This is a genomic window from Apilactobacillus bombintestini (assembly GCF_003627035.1).
Taxonomy (GTDB): Bacteria; Bacillota; Bacilli; order Lactobacillales; family Lactobacillaceae; genus Apilactobacillus; species Apilactobacillus bombintestini.
The window spans coordinates 351781-366990 of the sequence record NZ_CP032626.1 but is presented as its reverse complement, the minus strand read 5'-3'; the positions used below and the strand labels follow the sequence as shown (position 1 = coordinate 366990).

General features: G+C 34.5%; 15 protein-coding genes and 1 riboswitch. Of the genes, 11 read left to right on the top strand and 4 right to left on the bottom strand.

Translation table 11 applies throughout. The annotated features are described in order from the left end of the window. Nucleotides 1-40: 40 nt before the first annotated feature. Entirely contained in the window at nt 41-1594 is a 1554-nt protein-coding gene (locus D7I45_RS01685; RefSeq protein ID WP_120784866.1) for an ABC-F family ATP-binding cassette domain-containing protein, read from the bottom strand. Between the two features lie 197 nt (nt 1595-1791). Between D7I45_RS01685 and D7I45_RS01680 the strand changes: the two genes are divergently transcribed. The 7 genes from D7I45_RS01680 (at nt 1792) to D7I45_RS01650 (ending at nt 8151) form a co-directional block, all read left to right on the top strand. Then, nucleotides 1792-2163: a VOC family protein gene (locus tag D7I45_RS01680; RefSeq protein WP_120784064.1), complete on the top strand. Its 372-nt coding sequence runs from the start codon at nt 1792-1794 to the stop codon at nt 2161-2163. A 168-nt stretch (nt 2164-2331) separates the two neighbouring features. Next, nucleotides 2332-3972: an APC family permease gene (locus D7I45_RS01675; RefSeq protein ID WP_120784063.1), complete on the top strand. Its 1641-nt coding sequence runs from the start codon at nt 2332-2334 to the stop codon at nt 3970-3972. Between the two features lie 372 nt (nt 3973-4344). Further along, nucleotides 4345-5340, top strand: a complete 996-nt coding sequence (trpX, locus tag D7I45_RS01670; RefSeq protein ID WP_120784062.1) for a tryptophan ABC transporter substrate-binding protein — start codon at nt 4345-4347, stop codon at nt 5338-5340. Then, nucleotides 5337-6233 (top strand): ABC transporter permease, encoded by an 897-nt coding sequence (locus tag D7I45_RS01665; RefSeq protein ID WP_120784061.1) that lies wholly within the window; start codon nt 5337-5339, stop codon nt 6231-6233. The genes trpX and D7I45_RS01665 overlap by 4 nt, the downstream gene beginning before the upstream one ends. Then, entirely contained in the window at nt 6226-6996 is a 771-nt protein-coding gene (locus D7I45_RS01660; RefSeq protein WP_120784060.1) for an ABC transporter ATP-binding protein, read from the top strand. The genes D7I45_RS01665 and D7I45_RS01660 overlap by 8 nt, the downstream gene beginning before the upstream one ends. A 138-nt stretch (nt 6997-7134) precedes the next feature. Further along, nucleotides 7135-7599 (top strand): hypothetical protein, encoded by a 465-nt coding sequence (locus D7I45_RS01655; RefSeq protein ID WP_120784059.1) that lies wholly within the window; start codon nt 7135-7137, stop codon nt 7597-7599. 42 nt (nt 7600-7641) lie between these two features. Next, nucleotides 7642-8151, top strand: coding sequence for a YbhB/YbcL family Raf kinase inhibitor-like protein (locus tag D7I45_RS01650; protein WP_120784058.1), 510 nt, complete (start codon nt 7642-7644; stop codon nt 8149-8151). A 39-nt stretch (nt 8152-8190) separates the two neighbouring features. Here D7I45_RS01650 and D7I45_RS01645 read toward each other — a convergent pair whose 3' ends face one another. Continuing rightward, nucleotides 8191-8520, bottom strand: a complete 330-nt coding sequence (locus tag D7I45_RS01645) for a hypothetical protein (RefSeq protein ID WP_120784057.1) — start codon at nt 8518-8520, stop codon at nt 8191-8193. Between the two features lie 119 nt (nt 8521-8639). Here D7I45_RS01645 and D7I45_RS01640 point away from each other — a divergent pair, with 119 nt between their 5' ends. Beyond that, complete coding sequence (locus D7I45_RS01640; RefSeq protein ID WP_120784056.1) at nt 8640-10493, top strand: FAD/NAD(P)-binding protein; 1854 nt, start codon at nt 8640-8642, stop codon at nt 10491-10493. A 33-nt stretch (nt 10494-10526) separates the two neighbouring features. On the opposite strand, the gene D7I45_RS01635 is transcribed toward D7I45_RS01640, so the two are convergent. Then, nucleotides 10527-11144 (bottom strand): LVIS_2131 family protein, encoded by a 618-nt coding sequence (locus tag D7I45_RS01635; protein WP_162924064.1) that lies wholly within the window; start codon nt 11142-11144, stop codon nt 10527-10529. An 80-nt stretch (nt 11145-11224) separates the two neighbouring features. After that, a complete protein-coding gene (locus tag D7I45_RS01630) occupies nt 11225-12235 on the bottom strand; it encodes a D-alanyl-D-alanine carboxypeptidase family protein (protein ID WP_120784054.1) in 1011 nt (336 codons plus the stop codon). Nucleotides 12236-12413: 178 nt separating this feature from the next. Then, nucleotides 12414-12503, top strand: a riboswitch (TPP riboswitch). A gap of 74 nt (nt 12504-12577) precedes the next feature. On the opposite strand from D7I45_RS01630, the gene D7I45_RS01625 reads away from it, so the two are divergent. The 3 genes from D7I45_RS01625 to D7I45_RS01615 are packed head-to-tail and all read left to right on the top strand — an operon-like array spanning nt 12578 to nt 15195. After that, nucleotides 12578-13132 carry an ECF transporter S component gene (locus tag D7I45_RS01625; RefSeq protein ID WP_120784053.1) on the top strand — a complete coding sequence of 185 codons (555 nt, stop codon included), beginning with the start codon at nt 12578-12580 and terminating at the stop codon, nt 13130-13132. An 11-nt stretch (nt 13133-13143) separates the two neighbouring features. Further along, nucleotides 13144-14556 (top strand): ATP-binding cassette domain-containing protein, encoded by a 1413-nt coding sequence (locus D7I45_RS01620; RefSeq protein ID WP_120784052.1) that lies wholly within the window; start codon nt 13144-13146, stop codon nt 14554-14556. Then, a complete protein-coding gene (locus tag D7I45_RS01615; protein ID WP_120784051.1) occupies nt 14557-15195 on the top strand; it encodes an energy-coupling factor transporter transmembrane component T in 639 nt (212 codons plus the stop codon). It begins immediately after the preceding gene. The last annotated feature ends 15 nt before the right edge of the window (nt 15196-15210 follow it).

The window sequence follows — 15210 nt, the reverse complement described above, 5'->3', positions numbered from 1 at the left end:
AAAAAGCACTAAGTTGATAAACAACTTAGTGCTTTTTATTTTATGAATTGCTTTGTCCTTGAGCTTTTTCAATTTCATCTTTATCACGTAGACTTAGTTTTTCAACATCTAATACTTTATCTACTAGACCGTTATAGAAACTAGTTTCGTGAGATACGATAATTGCATTACCAGGGAAATTGTTAATAGCTTGTTTTAATGATTCCTTAGTTTCATCATCCAAGTGGTTAGTAGGTTCGTCCATGATCAAGAAGTTACTTGGAGTAAATTCTAGCATAGCCAACTTAACCTTAGTTTGTTCTCCCCCGGATAGTTCACCAATAGGTTTAGATGCATTAGCTGAATCCAAACCACATTTAGCTAACTTAGTACGGATAGGTTTTTGTTCCAACTTAGGATATTTGTTTTGAATGATTTGTAGTGGAGTTTCTTTATCGTTACTCCATACTAAATCTTGACTAAAGTAACTAACTTTAGCAGATGGTGAGAAAGTAGCTTTACCACCCTTAGGTTCCAAAATACCTAAAATAGATTTAATTAAAGTAGACTTACCTACCCCGTTAAATCCTTGGAATCCAACTTTTTCATCCGTATTAACTGAGAAGCTAACTGGTTTCAATAGTGGCTTGTCATATCCAACTGATAATTCATCCACCACTAAAGCATTTTGTGAACCAGTATCTTCGTATGGGAAGTTAAAGGATGCATGAATGTTAGTTGAAGGTGGATCAACCAATTCCATATGCGATAGCATCTTTTCACGTGACTTCGCCATAGTAGAACGAGAACCAGCCTTGTTCTTTCTAATGAAGGCTTTGGCCTTTTCAATTTCTACTTGTTGCTTATCATATTCACGTTGTTGTGCTTTTTCACGTTCAGCACGTTGACGCATAGCAGATTGGAAATCACCACGGTATTTAGTAATTTTACCGAAAGCGATATTTACAATACAGTTAGTAACCTTTTCTAGAAAATCGTAATCATGAGAGATAACCATAACTGCACCTCTGAAATTATTAAGGTATTCTTCCAACCAAGAAATATGTGCAGTATCTAAGTAGTTAGTAGGTTCATCAAGTAAGATAACGTCAGGATCTTCTAGAATTAACTTAGCTAAAATAATCTTTGAACGTTGTCCACCAGACATATTAGCAATAGCTTGGTCTCTCTTAACATCGTCTAGACCTAAACCAGTAATTACTCGTTCAATTTCAGTTTCAATATCATAGAAGTTTTTAGCTTCTAGTTCTTCTTGAATACGACCAGCTTGTTCTAATAACTTATCATCAAATGATTCTGCATATTCATCATATAGCTTTTGCATATGATCAGCTTTTTGGTATAAACCTTTATATGCTGTATGCAAGAATTCAATTAAAGTCATACCTTCTGGAATGTCAGCATATTGGTCTAAATATCCAACACTGACATTATTTTGCCATCTAACAGAACCGGAAATAGGTAATTCTACTCCGGTGATAATTTTAATCAGTGTAGATTTACCTACACCATTTTGACCAACAATCCCCATATGTTCACCTTTATTTAAGGTAAAACTAGCTTCGTCATATAGTTTCTTGTCGGCAAAACCCATGCTTATATTTTCTACGTCTAATAAAGCCACCGTTTTTTCTCCTTTTTTACCGAACTTGTACATATATATAGATATAAAATTAACACATTTTTGGTTTCCTAGTCAATTTTTATACTAAACTATGCATTTTAAATTACTCACTTCTCTATATAATGGTATAATTGACTTTGAAAAAATTTTTAAAAGGAATGGTAGGAATGAAGGTCAAAGACATTGATCATATAGTAATTTTTGCCCAAGATTTAAAACTATGCATGCGTTTTTACCATGAAGTTTTAGATTTACCTATTGTTGAATTCACTGACAACTTGTTAGAACTTCAACTAGGCAAGCAAAAATTGATTTTTCTTCCAGCGGAAAGGAACAGTGATACACCGGCTAACCCCACTCCGGGTGCTAATAGTTTTTGCATCACTGTTAAGGATTCTTTGGAAGATTTAAGTTCACATTTAGCCAATTATGGCGTTAACATTATCGATGGGCCCAAGAAGGTTCACGGTAGTAATGGAATGATGAACTCTCTTTTCATAAATGATCCCGAAAATAATGTAATTGAAATTCGCGAATAATAGTGGATTTTAGTCCTAAATTATTCTTATTTTTAATTATTTTTTAAGAGCTAACAAACGTTATTATCATGCCCATAAGCATGTAAACCTTTGTCATGGTAGGTCTTTAAACATTTTACATGGAAAGGTATTTTTGTTAGTATACTGAAAGACCATGAAAGGAGTTTTATGAAAAAAAATAAGAAATCAAGAAAAGTAGGTTTATTTCAAATTGTAATGTTAGGACTTAGTTCAATCATCGGTTCCGGTTGGCTATTCGGTTCATGGGAAGCTTCCCGTGTTGCCGGACCTGCCGCTATCCTATCATGGATTATCGGTGCCTTGGTTATTGGTGCTATCGCCTTTAACTACATTGAATTAGGTTCAATGTTCCCCGAAAGTGGTGGAATGAGTAAATATGCTCAATACACCCACGGGTCACTATTAGGTTTTATTGCCGCCTGGTCAAACTGGGTGTCATTAGTTACTTTGATTCCTATTGAAGCCGTTGCTGCGGTTCAATACATGGGATCATGGCCATGGAAGTGGGCTCATTGGACTCACGGTTTCCTAATTAATGGTGAAATATCTAATCTAGGTTTATTTGTCGTTTTTCTTTTCATATTAGTCTTCACGCTATTAAATTATTGGTCTGTTAATTTACTAGCTAAATTCACTAGTTTTATTTCAATTTTCAAACTAGGAATTCCGCTACTTACTGTCGTAATGTTGCTACTATCTGGTTTCCACGGTGGAAACTTTACTTCACAAGGCTTCATGCCTTACGGTAGTGCAGCTATTTTCTCAGCTACTACTGCTTCAGGTATTATTTTCTCTTACAATGCCTTCCAAGTAGTTATTAATATGGGAAAAGAAATTAAAAATCCTAAACGTAATATCGGTTTAGGTATTACCATTTCATTAGCTATCAGTATTGTAATTTACGTGCTACTACAATTCACTTTCATTAGTGCTGTAGAACCATCAGTTCTAGCTAAAGTTGGTTGGCATGGTGTTAACTTCGAATCACCATTTGCTGATCTAGCAATTATGTTAGGACTACACTGGTTAGCCGTATTGCTATACTTTGATGCTTTCGTTTCACCATTTGGTACCGGTGTTTCCTTCGTGGCTCAAACCAGTCGTACATTGGCTGCCATGGTTCAAAACGAACATATGCCTAAATTCTTAGGTAAAGTCAACAAACGTTGGGGTGTCCCAAGAATTGCAATGGTAGTTAACATGATTATTAGTGTGTTATTAGTTGCCCTATTTAGAAGTTGGGGTACACTTGCTAGTGTTATCTCCACTTCTACTTTGATTGCTTACTTAACAGGTCCTGTTACTGTAACATCATTGAGAAAGATGGCACCTAACTTCAAACGTCCTATTCGTATGAAGATGCTACAAATCATTGCTCCATTAGCCTTCGTATTAGCCAGTTTAGCTGCTTACTGGGCAATGTGGCCAACTACTGTTAAAGTTATTCTTGTAATTTTACTAGGTCTACCATTCTACTTCTACTTTGAATGGAAGACCAACTGGAAGAAAACAAGAAATCAATTCTCCGGTAGTTTCTGGATGATTGGTTACTTAATCTTTATTTCAGTAATGTCATATGTGGGTTCTGCCCCATTCGGCGGTCGTAACTGGATTCCATATCCATTAGACTTCGTCGTTATCATTATTGTTTCCCTTGCTTTCTACAGATGGGGAATTTCCAGTTCAATGGTAAGTACCGATCTTCACAATGCTAAGATGGTCAATGACCAAATAAACTTAGACGCATTTGAAGAAGAACCAACTAAGGAAGATAAAGAAGACAAATAAAATAAAACCAAAGAGCGCCTGCGGGTGCTCTTTTTTATTACATAGTATAAGTTCTTGACAATTATTTTCTTAAAACTTAGAATTAAAATAAGTTATTTGAAAGGAGAAAGATTCCAATGAAGAATGTATTTAAAAATGATATTCACTCTCGTTGGCAAAGCTGGTCATAATAAGTCGCATTAGTTAATACGGATGCGACTTGATGCAATCATTAAGCGCATCTGTACCGGCTTCTTTCTCACGTATAAAAAAGCCTGTGCGGATTCAATTCCAACTTCACAGGCTTATCCTAAAACGGATGACCTGTATACTTGGGTTATCCGTTTTTTTATTGCATTTATGTTCATTTAACCAATAAAAGGAGCAAAAGATATGAAAAGACTTTATAGCGTTATTATTTTACTATTTATCCTACTAGGATGGGGCTTTTATCAAGAAAAGCAACCTCATCATATCGATAAAAATCATACCCCTACAGTAGGTATCCTACAATTAACCGAACACCCTGCTTTAGATGCTATCCATCACGGTATTATTTCTGGATTGAAATCATCCGGTTTTACTCCAGGTAAAAACATCAATATTGATTTTCAAAATGCCGAAAATGATCAAAGTAATCTAAAGACTATGAGTTCTAAATTTGCTAACGAAAACGTAGACTTATCCATCGGGATTGCTACTCCTGCTGCTCAAGTATTAGCCAACACTGTTAAGGGCTCACCTCTAGTTTTAGGAGCTATTACTGATCCTAAATCTGCTGGTTTAGTTGATTCCAACCAGCATCCCGGTCGTCCCGTAACCGGTGTTTCCGATTTTCCACCTATGCAAGCTCAACTAAATCTTATCAAACGTTTAGTTCCTAACATGCATACTTTAGGAGTTATTTATACTTCTAGTGATGATTCAGCTACTAACCAATATCAAGAATTCGTTAAATTATGTAAGAAAGAACACGTTAGAGTTAAGGGTTATTCAATTGCTAACACTAATGATTTAAATCAAGTAGCTATTCAAATGATGCAAAATGTGGATGCCGTTTACGTACCTAACGACAACACTGTTGCTTCTGCTATTCAAACTTTAGTTAATATTGCTAACACTAAAAACGTTCCTGTCTTCCCTACTGCTTCTACCGTTGTAAAACAAGGTGGCTTAGCTACAGTAGGTTTGAACCAATATGAATTAGGTGTACAAACTGGTAAGATGACTGCTGCTATTTTACGTGGTCAAAATCCTGCTAACATGCCTATTGAAAGACTTCATCATGGAGATTTAACTATTAACTTAGCACAAGCTCGTAAACTAGGTATTAATATTCCTGATGATTTAATGCATCAAGCTCAACGCGAAGGAGTGGTTTATAAATGAGTTTAATTATTTCAGCCATTGGCCAAGGTTTATTATGGTCAGTAATCGGAATTGGTCTTTATTTAACTTTTAGAATTTTAGATTTCCCTGATATGACAGTTGAAGGTACTTTCCCTATGGGAGCTGCTACCGCAGTAACTGCCATTGCACACGGAATTAATCCTGTTTTAGCTACCATCTTAGCTTTTATCGTAGGATGTTTAGCTGGTTTAGTTACTGGATTGCTTTACACTAAAGCCAAAATTCCAGTGCTATTAGCTGGTATTTTAGTAATGACTGCTTCATATTCTATTGATCTACGTATCATGGGTCGTCCTAATCTTTCATTATTAGGTCTTCCTACTTTACTAAGTGGTCATTTCTTACAATCACTTCCTCCCTACTTTGATAGTGTTACTTTAGGATTAATTGTAATTGCCGTTGTTACTGTTATCGTTATTTACTTCTTACAAACTGATTTAGGTCAAGCATTTATTGCTACCGGTGATAACGAAAATATGGCAGAATCCTTAGGAATCAACACTGATAACATGAAAATCATGGGTGTAAGTGTTTCTAACGGACTAATTGCTTTAGGTGGTGCACTAGTTGCCCAAAATAATGGCTATGCGGACGTTAATATGGGTATTGGTATCATTGTAGTGGCCCTAGCTTCTATCATCATTGGTGAAGTTATTTTTGGCGATTTAACCATGAACCAAAGATTAGTTGCTGTTATTGTAGGTAGTATCATTTATCGTTTAGTTTTACTACTAGTACTACAATTAGGTTTCAACGCCAACGACTTGAACTTAATTTCATCCATTCTATTAGCTATTTTCATGGGTATTCCCGCCTTCGAAAATCGTTTCCACTTAAAACATGTATTGAAACGGGGGTTAAAAAATGACTAAACCAATTTTTCAATTAAAAGACGTTGTTAAAACGGTTAACCAAGATACACCTGAAGAACTAAACATTCTAGATCACGTTAACTTAGATATTAATGAAGGTGATTTCATCACCATTCTAGGTTCTAACGGTGCTGGTAAATCCACTTTATTTAATACCATTGGTGGTAATTTACGCCCTACTTCCGGTCATGTCATCTACAAAGGTAAAGACATTACCAATATGTCAGTAGTTAAACGTACTTCCTTTTTAAGTCGTGTATTTCAAGACCCTAAGCTAGGAACTGCACCTCGTATGACCGTAGCCGAAAACTTATTACTGGCGGAAAAACGTGGTAATCATCATCACTTAATCCCTCGTAATTTAAAGAGTCAAATGAGTAAGTACAAGAAAATCACTGCTAAGATGAACAATTACTTAGACGAACGACTAGATACTGCTACTGGAAACTTATCTGGTGGTCAACGCCAAGCCTTAAGTTTCTTAATGGCTACTATCAAACGTCCGGGTATCTTACTTTTAGATGAACATACTGCTGCGCTAGATCCTAAGACATCCCAACAACTAATGGACATCACTGATTCCACTATTAAACAAGAAAAACTAACTTGCTTAATGATTACTCATCACTTAGATGATGCATTAAAATACGGCAATCGCTTGTTAGTATTACATCAAGGAAAGATTTCCTATGATATCTCAGGTGAAGAAAAAGATAAGTTAACTAAAGAACAACTATTAACTTTCTTTAACGATATTCAATAAAAAAACGGCATCCTATAGATGCCGTTTTTATTATCACCAGACGCCCTATATTTTAAAATTACACGCCATTTGCTATAATTTGGTATAATGATTAGGTAAAGTATAAAATTTACTTTTCCGAATGGAGGAATTTTTCATATGAATAATGGCGACAATGATAACCGTATTCGTAGATATACTTTCGATGATACCGCAATAAAAACTAATGATAAAAAACCTAATGCCAGAATTTGGCCTATTATCATTTTAATTATAGTAATATCTGCACTCATTTTAGGAGGAGTTAAAACTGTGACTTACTTTACTACTAAGCACGATGCTCCTACTACTAAGACGGTTACAAAGAACAGCAATAACAGCAGCGGTGATGTAACAACCAGCCAACGAGAAGAAATGATGCGCTCCAAGAACAATAATGCAAATAAGAATAATAACAACAATAGTAAGAAAGATATGTTCGCACAACGACATATTTTCAGTTCTGTTGCTGATGCGCAAAATTATGCTAAAGCCACTCAAGAACAATGGCTAAAAGCTGGATATCAAACCTATACTGTTTCTGCCGATTCACAAGGTTATTATATTCTTAGATTTGTAAAATAAAACATTCGCAAGAATGCTTTTTTTATTAAAGGAGGATTTTATATGCAAGTAGAAGTTTCACTACAAAATGGTCTTTTACCAGATAAATACGATAAACACACTGCAGAAGAATTTAAGGATAACGGACGTCCCTTTGTATCATTTCCTTTCGATATCAAAAACGTGCCAGCTGATACTAAATCCATTGCTTTTGCACTAACTGATTTAGATTCCATTCCCGTTTGCGGTTTCGAATGGATTCACTGGATTGCTGCTGGCTTAGATCCTAAAGACGTTTCTGTTCCAGAAAATGCTGGAAAAGAAAATCCATTAAACTGGATTAAAGGAAACAACAGTCTTGCCGGTAAATTAATGAACTTAGGTAATGATCCAATGAGTAAAGGTTATGTGGGTCCTACCCCTCCTGATAAACCTCATGATTATACTTTTACCGTTTATGCACTAGATGCTAAATTAGATTTAAAAGATGGTTTCTGGTATAACGAATTATTATATGCTATGAAAGATCATATCATCGAACAAACTGCGGTTAACTTACATGTAAATAATTAATAAAAAAGCCTCGATAGTAAACACTATCGAGGTCTTTTTTTATAATCTAGCAATGCTAGTAGCTTTATCTTCTAGACGGAAACAAAGCTTTAAGGCATCTGCTCTAAAGTCTTTAATGAAATCATCTGCTGTAGATTCAAAGCTAGCGATTTCTTCGCCGTTAATACCAATAACAGTGAACTTGTCACCCTTGTCGCTTAAATGAGAAGTATCATAGTGACCTTCTTCAGCTTCTTCTAAATAATCTTGAAATAAATCAGCTACGGCTTGGTAAATAACTTCATCTTCGGTAACTGTCTTACCATCGATTTGAGCACGTGCTACCTTCATTTTTACTTCGTCCATGTTTTCTGGAATTAATTCACTCATTATTAACACCATCCTTATTTACATTCTATCATAAGTCATATACTTTCTTCTAAATACAAGCGAAAAAAATGAAATCATATTTTTAAACATGTTATTATTAATTTAAAGGAGTGTGCAATATGAAGATTGGAATTATAGGAGCAGGCCCTCGTGGCCTTTTAACACTTAATAATTTAATACAAAATTTTGCTGATGCCACAGATGATGACCTTACTATTCATCTATTTGATCGCGCTGAAGCTGGTGGGAGAGTTTGGAAGGTTAAACAACCTATCAACTTAATAATGAATAGTCCTGCCAATGAACTTAGTTTATTTAATGATGGACAATCACACGCATATTCCATCTCCCAATGGGCACAATCTGAGTTATCCACCGATTTCATTAAATCTCTTCATGTGGATAACCAACAAGAACTATTGGATGCCCTAAATAAAATCAGTGACAATAGTTATGTTCCTCGTGCCATTTGTGGAGCATATTGCCAATGGTTCTTTACACAATTAGTTAATGAAATTAAAAATAATCCACATGTGGATTTAATTACTCATTTTAATACCAATGTGGATAAAGTGGATAAACACAATGATAACTGGGTAGTTTCTGCACAAAATGTGGATTATCCAGTGGATAAGTTGGTATTTAGTTTAGGACAACAAGAAAATAAACTAACCAATGATCAAAAATCATTACAAAAGTATGCCAAGGAATGTGATTTAACTTACATTCTACCTAAGGATGCTGATGAAGCTGATTTATCATCTATCACTCATGATCAAACTGTTATCATCCGTGGTATGGGACTTAGCTTCAATGACTATGTTTCTCGTCTTACTGAAGAACGTGGTGGATACTTTACTAACAATGGTGACAACACATTAACTTATCATCCTAGTGGTAAAGAACCTACTATCTATGCCGGTTCTAGACGCGGTATTCCTTACTATCCAAAGGCTATTAGTCAAAAGCAATATGACGAAAATTACTCTGCAGTATTTTTAACTAAGGAAAATATAGATAAATTAACTAAGAATGATCACTTAGCTTTTGCTGATTTTCAAAAACTACTTCGTTTAGATATTGAATATCGCTACTACAGTTTATTAATTGCTCACAAGCATCCAGAAATTGACTTAAAAGATTTTCAAGAAAAGTTTTCCACTGTGGATAACGTCAATGCCCTTATTGGTAGTTATCATTTCGATAATGAAGAAGTCTTTGATTGGGATACCATCTTAAATCCAGTTGCTGGTGTAAAAATCACTACTTTAGATGATTACCAACAACACATTCAAAAATGGTTAAACTTCATTATTAATGATGCATGTTTAGGATCTAAAACAGGTCCAGTTACCGGTGCATTAGAAATGCTTCGTGACTTACGTGATAATATTCGTTATGTATTATCCAATCATCTATTAACTAATGATGAATGGGTTCAAAAATTCTTAGGTCAATTCTCTTCTAACGTTAAATTCTTATCTATGGGTGCTCCAGTAATCCGTAGTCAAGAAATCCTAGCACTTATGAAGCAAGGAATCGTTAAGATCTTAGGACCTCAAATGAAAGTAATTGGTGCAAATCATCATTTCATGACTTGCTCATTCTTCTACAGTAAGGAAATCATCCCCGGTGATGTATTAATCGAAGCTCGTACCAATCCTGCCAATACTAGATTCTCTGCTAATCCAGTAATCACTAGCTTAATGGATGAAAATATTATTCATCCCCTATCCATTGAACTTAGTGACGGACAATCTGTGGATAACCCATCAGTAGATATAGATATCCACAGTGACCAAGTGGTAAATCAAAAAGACTTATACACATGGGGATTAAATACAGAAGGATTATACTTTGTAACTTCCGCTATTCCTCGTCCCGGAGTTAATGATGCTATCTTAACTGCCGCTCAGGATATTGCAAGAAACATGTTAAATCTTTCAGTAGATCAACCTACCACTTATATGTAATAAAAAAATCGTTGGATATTTTCCAACGATTTTTTATTTATTATATATAAATGAATTGTCTGGAACACGGATTAAAGTATAACGACGCGCTTGATGTCCAGCGTGTAATCCAATTCCATTCCAAAAACTTTTCTTATAAGTAGCAACTGCGTCTACTATCCACGCTCTTTGATATTTACTATCTAATTCGTCTGCTAAATGTTGGTTCCATTTAACGGCTGACTTTTGTACATTAACCGCATTACTAGTTCCAACCAACACACTAGCGTCATTACTTGAAACTGATAATCGTTTACCCTTAACTAGGTAGTGATAACTTTGATTTAAATTAGGATTGCTACCACTTTTAATTCTTACGTAATAAGAATTATTACCGTTAGTATCCAAAATCAAAGGTTGATAACTACGGGTAATATTAACATTATCTGTATTCACATCAGTTTTAAATGTTTGAAAGAACATAAAACCGATACCCACAAATAATATAAGAATTTGTACAAAAGATTTTAAATGGTGAATAAACGTAAAGTTATAGTGTTCATTTATGATTATCCGACTTCTTCGAACTGCGATGTTATGAATGATAAATACCGCATAAACAATTAAGGCAATCCAAAGCAGCAAGCCAACTATATTCCAGGCCGATAACATAAATTCTCTCCTTCGTACTAAAAGTTATAAAATACATTAGTATTTTACACTATTTCATAAAAAACACCAAATCGTGCAGATTATTTAAATTGATCAGATTGGTTATAAACCATCTTCATTAACTTAGCAGTATCAGAAAATTCAGAACTGTCATTAACTACTACTGTAATTAATCTGTTTTTACCAGGCTTTTGTCCAGTAGCTACTAAACATAGTCCAGCAGCTTCTGTATAACCAGTTTTTAAGCCATCTACGTGTAATGATGAATCATAAAATGGTCTGTTTTCTAACAAACTGTTTTCGTTAACTACAGTTTGTCCGTCTACCTGTTCAGACACTTGTTTAGCATCATCAGTAATTTGTGGGTAGACAGATAATACATGATCAGCAATTTCGGCCATGCTACGAGCAGTTACCATATTAGCGTCATCTTTAGAACCTACTTGTGCATATCCAAATTTACCTAAATCAGAATTTTCCAAACCAGAAGAAGAAACGAAATGTGCATTTAAGTTCCATGCTTTAGCTTGGTCATTCATCATTTGAATAAACTTCTTGTTATTACCTGCAACCCATTGGCCTAAAGCAATAGCCGAGTTATTAGAAGATTGTACTAAAGCAGCTTTATATAAATCTCTAACGGTATATTTGTGACCCTTTTTGAACTTAAAGCCACCTAATTCAAAATCATTACCTAATTTAACCAAACCAGGATTACTGGTATCTACTACTTCATTCCAAGCATTTTCTTTTTGTGCTTTTTGAATAGTTAAATATAAGGTCATTAATTTAGCTAATGAAGCTACTTTCATTGGCTTTTCGCCATTTTTATCATAAACAAATTTATTAGTTTTACTATCTAGTGCTACTGCAGCTTTAGCGCCTGCCACGTGATCACTAGGATTTTGAATTAAATCATCTGAATATTTTTGTTCATCAGTACGGTATGCAGCTAGTTTATCTTGATTTGAGTGTTCCAAACGATTAATAGCTTGCTTAGCAACGGAGAAAGGATTACTAAATTGTTCATAAGCACCCAATCCGATTGCCGCCACAAAAATAATCGTTAAACGTTTCATAGATTTTTTCATTGTATGCTTTATCGTTCACTTTCTTATTTTTTATATGATTAATTATAACAAATAATATTAACGTTGTGATTATTTCACACTTTACAATTTTGTCTGATTTTGTAATATATTAAATATTTTCTATTAGAAACATGGTTGCACTTAATATTATTTAATAGTATAGTGTACATAAATTGATAGTAAATGTTTGGGGTGCCGCAAGGCTGAGAAATACCCATTGTACCTGATTCAGGATAATCCCTGCGAAGGAAAACAACCATTTTTTCTTTTTGTTTCTAGAATATAGAACTATAGGGGCTCCAAACTGTTTTAGTTTGGAGCTCTTTTTATTTGGAGGAAATTATGAAAAACACTTGGACTTTAAGAAACATTATATTATTAACTTTAATCTCTATTATTTGTGGAGTAATCTTTTTTGCTGCTGGATTCTTATACAATGCAGTTTCATTATTATTAACCCCTTGGGGTCTTGCACCTTTTGCTAATGATGCATTACTCGGTTTATGGGTACTGGCTGCACCACTAGCTGGTTTTATTTTCAAACGTGCCGGAGCTCCTGTGCTAGCTTCCGTAATTGGCTCTATCGTAGAAATGTTTTTAGGTGGCCAATGGGGAATCAGCACTATTATTTCTGGTATCGAACAAGGAATTGCCAGTGAATTAGGTTTTACCATTACTGGTTACAAACATTTCGATAAATTGGCAGTAATTACTACTACCCTATCTACTACCATCATCACTTTTATTTGGGATTTATTCCGTAGCGGATACAACCAATATGCTCCCTCTTTATTAGTAATGTTATTTATCGTTCGTTTATTATCTATCTTTATTTTAGGAGTACTACTACCTAAACTAGTTGCTAACATGCTAGAAAAGAGTCGCGTCATCAAATAGGAGGGTTACGGTTGAGTACTTTGCAATTAACAAACATCACTTATCAATTTGCTGAAACCACACAAGCTATTTTCAAAGACATCAATTTAACATTTCCATCTGGTGAAATGTCATTGATACACAGCCCTTCTGGTTCGGGAAAATCCACTTTATTAAAAATCATTGCTGGCTTTTATCCCGAATATGATCACGGTACCCTACATGGAAATATCAATTTTAATCAACAAGATTTAAGTACCTACGAGGAATTTGAACGTCGCAAGCTAATTACCATGATGTTTCAAAATCCATCCCAACAATTTTGTATGGCTAATGCGTATGAAGAATTTATTTTCACTTTAGAAAACTTACAACTTAGTCATGATGAAATTAACGAACGTATGCAAAAAGCTGTCACTATTACAAAAATAGCTTCTTTGCTACATCAATCTTTTACTACTTTATCCGGTGGTGAAAAACAACGGGTAGCACTGGCCATTATTATTGCAATCGATTCACCAGTGATTTTATTAGATGAACCCTTTGCCAATGTAGACGCAGCCACTAGAAAACAATTAATTTCATTATTAATGACTTTAAAACAACAAGGCAAAATTATTATTGGTGTCGATCATGATTTATCGGATTATCAATCTTTATGTGATCAACTTATTCAATGGGATAGCAAGAAAAAAACTTTTGTTTCTTGCAGTTCACAACAAAAACAAACTACCATTGCTAAGTATAATCAAGTAGCTACTAAGCACTGTAAAATGCCCGATAATTCATCCGCTAGTTATCAATTAAAGAATTTTTCTTTAGCTAATGGTGACAAAGAGTTATTAAATAATTGTTCGATTAATTTAATGGATCACGCTACTACCTTAATTTCTGGAGCTAACGGTTGTGGTAAATCCACTTTATTTAATGCACTATTAAAACAACATAGTTTTTCTGGTGAAGTTAAATATCAAAACCGTCCACTAAATAAATGGCGTCATCGTAAGTACTTTCAACAAGTAGGTTTAATTTTTCAAGATACCAACCAACAATTTATTAAAATTACGGTAAAAGATGAAATTGATTTATCTAAAAAGCACGCCTTTAATGACTGGTTTAATGAAGACAAAATAAATCAATGGATAGATAAATTAGGCCTTTATCCTCTATTAGACCGCATCATATATACGTTAAGTCAGGGACAAAAACGTCGTCTACAAATCTTAGTTATGGCAATAATGGGTCATCCCGTTTTACTCTTAGATGAACCCTTCGCCGGTATCAATCAAGACTATATTAAAGTAGTCGTGGATCTATTAAACTTCACTAAACAACATGGCCAAACGCAATTCATTATTTCTCATCAAACCCGTGGCTTAGGAGATTTGATAGATTATCATTTAGCTTTTGATCATCAACAACTAAGCTATCAGGAGGTGTTTTAAATGAATCCCGTTTTAAAAATGCTCATGATTTTAATCATTGCACTAGAAATTAGTTTCACTTTGTCATTAACGTTAAACGTCGTTATTATCATTGTCAGTTTGGGATATCTATTATTACACGCTCGCTTGACTAGAATTATGTACTTGGTAACTATTACGATTATTCCCGCTTTAGGTATTTATTTTGCACAACGTATCCACGGTAACTATACCTACGCGATTTTACTAGTTAGTCGACTATATGCTTTTGTTACGTTGGGTGGTACTTATACTTGTACTACTTCCATCGAGGATTTATCGGCTAGTTTGGAACAAAACTTTCACTTACCTGCTAAATTCGCGTACGGGGTTATGGGTGCCTTTCACTTAGTCGATACCATTAAACGTGAAGTTAAAAACATCAAATTGGCTGCGGCTATGCGTAATGTGCATTTAACTTATCTATCACCTACTTTATATTTCAAAGCCATTTTGTCAGCGATGAACTGGTCTACTTTATTAGCTCAAGGGATGAATTCACATTTGTTTGTAGAAAATAATCCCCGCAGTCACTACCAAAAAATCGTCATTCATTATAGTGATTACGCTATATTATTAATTACTTTATTGCTCGTACAAATTATTTTATTTAAATTTTAGGCCTTCCTCTTTGCT

Excerpts from the sequence above, each read along its gene's own strand:
- D7I45_RS01685 (WP_120784866.1), bottom strand. The coding sequence starts at position 1,594 with ATGGGTTTTGCCGACAAGAAACTATATGACGAAGCTAGTTTTACCTTA.
- D7I45_RS01680 (WP_120784064.1), top strand. The coding sequence starts at position 1,792 with ATGAAGGTCAAAGACATTGATCATATAGTAATTTTTGCCCAAGATTTA.
- D7I45_RS01675 (WP_120784063.1), top strand. The coding sequence starts at position 2,332 with ATGAAAAAAAATAAGAAATCAAGAAAAGTAGGTTTATTTCAAATTGTA.
- trpX (WP_120784062.1), top strand. The coding sequence starts at position 4,345 with ATGAAAAGACTTTATAGCGTTATTATTTTACTATTTATCCTACTAGGA.
- D7I45_RS01665 (WP_120784061.1), top strand. The coding sequence starts at position 5,337 with ATGAGTTTAATTATTTCAGCCATTGGCCAAGGTTTATTATGGTCAGTA.
- D7I45_RS01660 (WP_120784060.1), top strand. The coding sequence starts at position 6,226 with ATGACTAAACCAATTTTTCAATTAAAAGACGTTGTTAAAACGGTTAAC.
- D7I45_RS01655 (WP_120784059.1), top strand. The coding sequence starts at position 7,135 with ATGAATAATGGCGACAATGATAACCGTATTCGTAGATATACTTTCGAT.
- D7I45_RS01650 (WP_120784058.1), top strand. The coding sequence starts at position 7,642 with ATGCAAGTAGAAGTTTCACTACAAAATGGTCTTTTACCAGATAAATAC.
- D7I45_RS01645 (WP_120784057.1), bottom strand. The coding sequence starts at position 8,520 with ATGAGTGAATTAATTCCAGAAAACATGGACGAAGTAAAAATGAAGGTA.
- D7I45_RS01640 (WP_120784056.1), top strand. The coding sequence starts at position 8,640 with ATGAAGATTGGAATTATAGGAGCAGGCCCTCGTGGCCTTTTAACACTT.
- D7I45_RS01635 (WP_162924064.1), bottom strand. The coding sequence starts at position 11,144 with ATGTTATCGGCCTGGAATATAGTTGGCTTGCTGCTTTGGATTGCCTTA.
- D7I45_RS01630 (WP_120784054.1), bottom strand. The coding sequence starts at position 12,235 with ATGAAAAAATCTATGAAACGTTTAACGATTATTTTTGTGGCGGCAATC.
- D7I45_RS01625 (WP_120784053.1), top strand. The coding sequence starts at position 12,578 with ATGAAAAACACTTGGACTTTAAGAAACATTATATTATTAACTTTAATC.
- D7I45_RS01615 (WP_120784051.1), top strand. The coding sequence starts at position 14,557 with ATGAATCCCGTTTTAAAAATGCTCATGATTTTAATCATTGCACTAGAA.